Below are 7,029 nucleotides of genomic sequence, written 5' to 3'. Positions count from 1 at the left end.
CCAGAGCGCTTCCGCGCCCGACCGCGCACACCAACACCCGCTGGCACGGTCGGGATCAACCTACCCAACGAAAAACCACAAAGCAGCGCCGCGTGACTCCACACAGTTTGACATCGCGCGGAGTGCCCGAATCCGGTGGCGGCTACGATGTGGTGCGACATGGCATCAGCGTGACCGCACACGTTCCTGCGGTCGCCGCGCATGTGGTCGGCATGACGAAGAAGCTGCTGAACCAGAACGACGTGGCCGAGCAACTGGACGTGTCCGTGCGCACCGTCGAGGCGTGGCGCGATCGGAGGACCGGGCCCGCGTTCGTGCGGATCGGTGCGAACGTGCGGTACCAGCAGGAAGCGATCGACAGGTACATCGCCGAGCACACGGTCACCTTCGATGCCTAGGGCGCGCAAGCAACCCGGCGAGCTCGGGAAGGTGACGGTCAGCCGGCACGGTGACGGGTATCGTGCCCGCACTCGTATCCGAGACGGAGCTGGTGAGCTGCACCTGCTGGACAAGACGGCAGCCACCAAGGGTGCGGCGATCGCACTCGTCGAAGACACTGCGAGACGTATCTGGTCAGGCGTGTTCGTCGAAGTCGACGGGCTGACGACGGTCGCCGACCTCGCCCGTGTCTGGTTGCGTGACCCGTCCGTGCGGGGGTTGAAGGTCTCCTCCCAGGAGGCGTACGAGGACATCGTCCGCCTGAACGTCATTCCCAGAATTGGGGCGGTGCCGGTGTCCGCGATGACACCCGGCATGTGCGACCACTTCCTGCGCACCCTCGCCGCGGACAAGTCACCGTCATATGCGAGGCGAACCCGGGCGGTGCTGTCGCTGATGCTCCGGATTGCTGTCCTCCACGGCGCGCTGCCGTCCAACCCGATCAGGGAGGTCGGGAAGCTACCTTCAGCGACTCCGACGTTCCTCCAATACACCGGGGAGCAGCTCGGTGTGATCCTTCGGCTCCTGCGCGCGTGGAAGGGCCGCAACCCCGGTCGCCGGGGAGGCGGGGTCGTGAACACGCGCGTCATCGAAGACGTGATCCTCATCTGCCTGGGAACATCGGCTCGGCCCGGGGAAGCTCTCGCGATCCGCCGCCAGGATGTCATCATCGGGCCCGACCGGGTGCGGGTGCACATCACGGGAACGATCACGCAGACACGCCGCCAGGGCAACTCACGTCAGGACACGCCGAAGAAGGAACGGCAGCAGCGGCACATCACCGTCCCACGGTTCACCGAGCGGGTTCTCCGGCGGCTGATGGCGGAGTACACGCCGAACCCTGACGGACTGCTCCTCGTCACCCGCAATCTCACCCCGTTCTCGGTGAGCTATGTCGAGAACAAGCTGCGTGCGTTTCGCGAAGCGCACCGCACGGAACTGCGTGCCATCGGTGTGGACCCGGACACGCTGACACCGAAAGCGTTCCGAAAGACCGCGGCGACAGTAGTGACCACCGGGGCGAACGCCGAGATGGCGAAACTGCTCCTCGGCCACTCGGATGTGCGCACGACCACCGGCCACTACATCGCTCCTGACGATGAAGTGCCGTCGATCACGGCAGACCTCCTCGACGCCGCATTCAGCGCAGACACCACACGGTGAGTGCGGGAGCGGTGCCACACGCGACCCCGTAGCCGTGCGCGGCCCGGTCGCCGCACTCGTGGAGGGTGTGAGCGCAACAACCATTGACGTGCAGGGGAAGTTCCATCGTGGTTCCGGTCCCGGTGGCGGGCAGTACACGGGCAAGACGAACCGGGCACCCGCGGGCGGGCTCGAGGAGACACCCACCCATCCGCTCGCGGGGAGCTTCGACACGGTCGCCGAGAAGGTCAAGGCGATGCAGGAGGAGCTTGCGGTGGCGGTGGAGCAGCTCGCTGACGACGAGAACTGGCGGGCCTACCTGGACACGATGAGCCGGTTCCACCGGTACTCGTTCCAGAATCAGCTTCTCATTGCGGTGCAGCGCCCGGACGCGACCCGGGTCGCCGGGTTCAAGACGTGGCTTCGGTTGAAGAAGCCCGTGCGGAAAGGGGAGAAGGGCATTGCGATCCTCGCGCCCCGGCTCGTGAACGCGACCGACGACAACGGCAACCGGGTCACCGATGATGCCGGCAGGCCGGTGAAGCGAGTTGCCGGGTTCACATCGGCGACGGTGTTCGACGTGTCGCAGACGGACGGTGACCCGCTCCCGGAAGCGTTCGTCGATCTGACTGAGGAGCCACCGGAAGGGTACATCGACGACCTCACCGCCGCGATCGAGCAGCAGGGGTACACGGTCCGGTACCTTGACATGCTCGACGAAGGCAAGGGGTACACCACCGTCGGGGAGGGGCGGAAGATCGTCGCGGTCGAACGATCGTTGACCCCGGGATCGCGGGCCACGGTCCTCGCACACGAGCTCGGGCACATCATGTGCGGGCACACCGACCCGGACCGGCACGGCGAGTACCACACCGGGCACGGCGGGAAACGCGGCGTGATGGAAGTGGAAGCCGAATCGTTCGCGTACACGCTGTCGAAGATCAACGGGATGCGAACCCACCAACGGAACGCGAGCGAATACGTCGCAGCATGGCAGCGCCACGAACCCGACGCCATCCGCAAGATCGGAGAGACCCTCTCGAAGGCAGTGAAAGCGACCATGACCGGTTCCTCCTGGAGGAACGCCGCCGACGCCGACTGAGCGACCCGGGGACCGCCCCGCCGCACTCATGGTGGGCATGGCAGTCCTTGACGCGAACGGTCACCTGCACGGCGACCAGGGCCGGTACACGACGAAGTCGAACACGGCCCCGGCCGGCGCACTCGCCGTGGAACCAGCCGTCGACATCCCCGACGTGTTCTACGGCGTGTGGGAGGGGCCGGCGGAGTGCGCGGCCGACGCGTACTCGTCCGCAGTCCTCACCGCCGTCGGCGAGCCTGGTGACCCGGACCTCGGCCGAGCTGTCGCCGAGTTCGGCGCCGCCGATGTGCTCCGCCTCATCCGCGGTGACATCGGCGTCGATGATGCCGCCCGGGCGGCAGCCCTGTTCTCCACACCGACCCGGTTGGTCGCACAGCGTGCGCGGCTCCCGTACGCGGCGGACGTGTTCGAGAAGGCCGCAAGGGCCGGCATCACCGTCCGGACCGCGGCGGAAGGCGGAATCCCCGACTGTTTCGCGGACCTGGGCGACACCGCACCCCTCGCGTTGTGGACACGCGGGAACGTCGACCTGCTCGACACTCTCGACACGGCGGTCAGCGTCACCGGCGCCCGGGCAGCCACCTCCTACGGAGAGCACGCGGCAGCCCAGCTCGCTGACGCCCTGCAAGCATCCGGGCGAACCATCGTCACCGGCGGCAGCTACGGGATCGACGCAGCCGCAACCCGTGCATCCGCCGCTGCAGGTGACCGGAACGTGATCATCCTGGCGAGCGGCCCCGACCGCCCCTACCCTGCCGGGAACACGGACATGATCAACAGCGTCGCCGAGCATGGCGGGCTCGTCATGTCCGAGCTGCCACCTGGCGCGACAGCGACGAAGTGGCGGTTCATGCAGAGGTCACGGCTTCTCGCGGCCGCATCAGCGGTGACCGTGGTGGTGGAAGCCGGCTTCAGGTCCGGGGCGTTGAACGTTGCCCAGAACGCGGCGTTCATCGGCCGGAAAGTTGCCGCGGTCCCCGGCCCGATCACGTCGGCTGCCTCGTCCGGTGCGAACGAGCTGATCGCCAGTGGGCGGGCACAACTCGTGGCCTCCGCAGACGACGTCATCGAACTGGCGCGCGCATGACCGTCATCGATGCGCACGGGCATCGTCACGAAACAGCAGGCACACCAGGCGGTGGGCAGTTCACCGGCAAAGCGAACAGTGCCCCGACCGGAACGATCGCCCCACCCGGGGCATCCCCGCAAGCTGACGGTGAGGAACTTCAATGGCTCCTCAAGGGCGACGACCACGAGTACCTCCTCCTGACAGCGACCACAGCAGCAGACGCGACCGCCCTGGGCGCAGAGGTGTTCACGTCCCGATACGGTGAACCGTACGACAGTGCACTGATCACGGTGATCGCCGGCTTCCGCGGTGAGGACGACGACTACGCCGACGACCTCGAATGGGTGCCGGGGACCGGGCAGGCAGAGGAACACGCGTACCGGGAGCTGTACCGCGCGGACCCGTGACCCGCATCTGGTCGCACCGCCCGCACTCATGGTGGGTATGACAGTTCTCGACGTGAACGGGCACCTGCACGGTGACCGAGGCCGGTACACGAACAAGGCCAACACGGCACCAGTCGGCGAGCTGACCGACGAGCAGCCCGCCGCGGGGCCGTGCGCCCGGTGCGAGACGGAAGCCACCGGCGAGGACGGTCTCTGCGATCGTCACACCACCCGGTGGGGCGAACTCACACTCCGCACGGGCTCCCGCACCCCGTGGGGTGCTGCACAGCAGGTCTCCGACGTCGCACCCGGTATCGCGGTCGCCAGCTGCGCCCAGCACGGCGGGCTCAAGCTGTCCACGGAACGGAACAGTCTCATCCCGGCGGCGCTCCGCAACAGCAGCGGCTGGTACGAGGAGGACTGCGAGATCAACATCCCCCTCCACTACTTCCCCGACGAATGGTGCTCGCAGAGCTGGGTGAGACAGGACCCGGACACGCTCCGTGACGAGACCGACCAGTCCATCAAAGACTGGTTCCCCACCCAATGGGAGGCCGCGAACGGCCGAGAGCTCGCACCGGGTGAGTCGCGGACGAAGGATCAGCGCTGCTGGTTGGAAGCGCAGGGAGACGCCCCGATCGCGACGTCCGCGGCCGGCGCCGAAACGGACCCCGGCATGCTCGTCGTCACCGCCCGGGCCCACGGGCATGACGGGAACGGCGAACATGCTGAGTACCTGGTGCCGCGGGACGAGTACCAGGCGGCCCGCGACAAGGATCAGCAGCAGCTGGGGCAGGACGGTCGATTCGTCATCGACCCCGCACGTCACCGGAGACTGCCACCGCAAGCGCCGGCACCCGGGAACGTGCCGGCACTGGTCCGGTACCCCGACGACCGGTTGTCCGCCTCCGCACTGTCCCAGCAGTACATCGACGGTGACCTGACCGCGACAGCACGCGACCGGGTCGCGAAAGACCTCGGTCAGCGGTGGAGGCGAGCGGACGGGAACGTGGAGAGCCTGCGGGACATCCTCGCCGCCGGCGTGAACGGGAAGACCGCGTACCAGGAGGGGTCCGCCATGAAGTACGCGATCCTCCAACCATCCGCCGACGGCAAACACACCTACTCGCTGCGCGTGTCGAAAGCGACGTGGGACTACCTCGACGAGATACCCGACGAGCGAACACCCGCGACCATCGCCCAACAGCACGCATCCGTTGCCGGGGAACGGCTGGAGCGCAGCAACCGCCTTGCACCCGAGTACCGCCGGGAGCAGGCACGTGTGGAACGCCTGTACTCGGAAGCCGACCGCCTCCGAAAGCTCGAAACCGCGGAACGGGAAGCTCGAGAGGGAACCCGGGAGCAGAAGCAGGAAACCCGACGCCAGGCGCAAGCGAATCGAGAGCGCGCTGCCACGATCACACCCGGCTGACCTGTCACTCCTCCGGTGAATGGGAGTCGCCGCCGTCGACCACTGGTTCCACGCCGACGAACTTCATCGGAACGTCGGAACCACCGTAGAAGCAGGTCTGCAACGCGAACTCACCCGCCAACCCTTCAAGGTCGGTGACCGGACGCCACACCGTCGACATCTCCCGCACCTCAACAACCCGGTACACCGCGGTCGTCCCACCCTTGACGACGTCCACCGTGTCACCCACCTCGAGCGGGAGGATGGCATCCCCGCCGCAGTTGTTGTGCGCCGCCCACACGGGCGGGATCCGGTCACGCCGGTACGACGTCATCTCCGTGAACGTGCCATCGCACGCGTTCACCTGAACGATCCCCCCAGTCGCGCCGAGCGTCACCGTGGGACGCTCCCCTGTGACAGCCTGACGGGCCTGCTCGACCGTGCCGCGGAGCGCACCGTACCCACGGTCGATGGTGTCCGGCCAGAAGATCGACACCACTGCGATCGCCGCGGCAACAACGACGGCGAGGCTGACGAGCAGCACGGCGACGCGCCGCCCCACGCGACGCGCGGGAGGGTCGCCCATCGCGGGTCCCAGTTCCGGTCCGATCCGTTCAACCATACGGGTGCCCTCTCCCGGTCGACCAGACGCCGACGCGCTCTCATCCACCACATGCGCGGTGAAGGAGCTCCCGGTCCAAGAGGACCGTCACCCCTCGACTGGGCGACGTTGCAACGAGGCGAGGTGACTGCCGCTGAGAACCCCCGCACGGCAGCGATCGGGTCGGCTCCGATGTCGCATCGCAGAAATCACACCGTCCAGGAAAAGACCCGAGCAGCCCGGGCGCTATCGTCCTCGAACGAGTACTCGAGGTCAATCTCAATCCTCGGCATAGCGAGTCGGCGGTCTACCGTGTACTCGATCACCCCGCCGTCGGGAACGCTGTGGGAGCTAACGAGGAGGGCATGCTCCTCCCAGCCGGGTGTGCGCACCGACAGAGCCGGGCTGACTACGGTTCGTCCCGACCGGTTCGTGAGTCTCCCGAGGTGATCGTTCGGCCCGGGTATGAGAGCCACCTCCCAGTCGGGTGGTGCGTAGCGCTTCGCGAGCTCAAGGGAAGCCTGCGCAATGTTGTTGGACTCGCGCGCGCGGCCGTTCGCTCGGTGTGCGACGATCACCGCCCAGACAGCAATCCCGGCAGAACCGGTAACTCCACCGAGTGCGAGTAGCGCTTCGAGTTCCACGACGCTGATCGTATCGACTGTTCCCCGGACCGCGGCACCCGCGAAAGCCGACCGGTGCGCTCAAGATGCCAGGTCCCGAACCGTCACCCGGTGTCGAGGGTTAGGTCCGCGCTAGAACTACTTCGTGACCACGACATCGACGTCGACTGCGACGCCGGATGCGGAGACCCGTATCGTCGCGGGTCCGATCGGCGTGTCCTCAGGTATGACGATCTCCGTAGAGAAGGCACCGTCG

Annotated in this window: 8 protein-coding genes; 6 read left to right on the top strand and 2 right to left on the bottom strand. The window is 67.2% G+C overall.

Going from position 1 to position 7,029, the window contains the following annotated elements; all coding sequences use genetic code 11:
* The 6 genes from ACK5KK_RS16125 to ACK5KK_RS16100 all read left to right on the top strand — a co-directional run.
* On the top strand, positions 1-398 hold a 398-nt coding region (locus tag ACK5KK_RS16125), incomplete at its 5' end, for a helix-turn-helix transcriptional regulator (protein ID WP_416891098.1).
* Positions 391-1,602 carry a tyrosine-type recombinase/integrase gene (locus tag ACK5KK_RS16120; protein ID WP_416891097.1) on the top strand — a complete coding sequence of 404 codons (1,212 nt, stop codon included), beginning with the start codon at positions 391-393 and terminating at the stop codon, positions 1,600-1,602. The genes ACK5KK_RS16125 and ACK5KK_RS16120, both read left to right, overlap by 8 nt.
* Positions 1,603-1,669: 67 nt before the next feature.
* The gene (locus tag ACK5KK_RS16115; RefSeq protein WP_416891096.1) at positions 1,670-2,683 is read left to right on the top strand and encodes an ArdC-like ssDNA-binding domain-containing protein; all 1,014 of its coding nucleotides are present in this window, start codon (positions 1,670-1,672) and stop codon (positions 2,681-2,683) included.
* Between the two features lie 37 nt (positions 2,684-2,720).
* A complete protein-coding gene (locus tag ACK5KK_RS16110) occupies positions 2,721-3,770 on the top strand; it encodes a DNA-processing protein DprA (protein WP_416891095.1) in 1,050 nt (349 codons plus the stop codon).
* Positions 3,767-4,159, top strand: a complete 393-nt coding sequence (locus tag ACK5KK_RS16105) for a hypothetical protein (protein WP_416891094.1) — start codon at positions 3,767-3,769, stop codon at positions 4,157-4,159. The genes ACK5KK_RS16110 and ACK5KK_RS16105 overlap by 4 nt, the downstream gene beginning before the upstream one ends.
* A 37-nt stretch (positions 4,160-4,196) precedes the next feature.
* On the top strand, positions 4,197-5,570 hold the full coding sequence (locus ACK5KK_RS16100; RefSeq protein WP_416891093.1) for a DUF7007 domain-containing protein: 1,374 nt from the start codon (positions 4,197-4,199) through the stop codon (positions 5,568-5,570).
* A 4-nt stretch (positions 5,571-5,574) separates the two neighbouring features.
* Here the strand turns inward: ACK5KK_RS16100 and ACK5KK_RS16095 are convergent, their stop codons facing one another.
* Positions 5,575-6,171 carry a hypothetical protein gene (locus ACK5KK_RS16095; protein WP_416891092.1) on the bottom strand — a complete coding sequence of 199 codons (597 nt, stop codon included), beginning with the start codon at positions 6,169-6,171 and terminating at the stop codon, positions 5,575-5,577.
* 188 nt (positions 6,172-6,359) lie between these two features.
* Positions 6,360-6,794: a hypothetical protein gene (locus ACK5KK_RS16090; RefSeq protein WP_416891091.1), complete on the bottom strand. Its 435-nt coding sequence runs from the start codon at positions 6,792-6,794 to the stop codon at positions 6,360-6,362.
* Between the last annotated feature and the right edge of the window lie 235 nt (positions 6,795-7,029).

Source organism: Microbacterium sp., assembly GCF_047972865.1.
In the GTDB taxonomy this organism is placed as follows: domain Bacteria; phylum Actinomycetota; class Actinomycetes; order Actinomycetales; family Microbacteriaceae; genus Microbacterium.
The sequence above is the reverse complement of the archived record's forward strand: the minus strand, read 5'-3'. Positions and strand labels throughout refer to the sequence as shown.

Coding starts and splice junctions, on each gene's coding strand:
- ACK5KK_RS16120 (WP_416891097.1), top strand. CDS start 391: ATGCCTAGGGCGCGCAAGCAACCCGGCGAGCTCGGGAAGGTGACGGTC.
- ACK5KK_RS16110 (WP_416891095.1), top strand. CDS start 2,721: ATGGCAGTCCTTGACGCGAACGGTCACCTGCACGGCGACCAGGGCCGG.
- ACK5KK_RS16105 (WP_416891094.1), top strand. CDS start 3,767: ATGACCGTCATCGATGCGCACGGGCATCGTCACGAAACAGCAGGCACA.
- ACK5KK_RS16100 (WP_416891093.1), top strand. CDS start 4,197: ATGACAGTTCTCGACGTGAACGGGCACCTGCACGGTGACCGAGGCCGG.
- ACK5KK_RS16095 (WP_416891092.1), bottom strand. CDS start 6,171: ATGGTTGAACGGATCGGACCGGAACTGGGACCCGCGATGGGCGACCCT.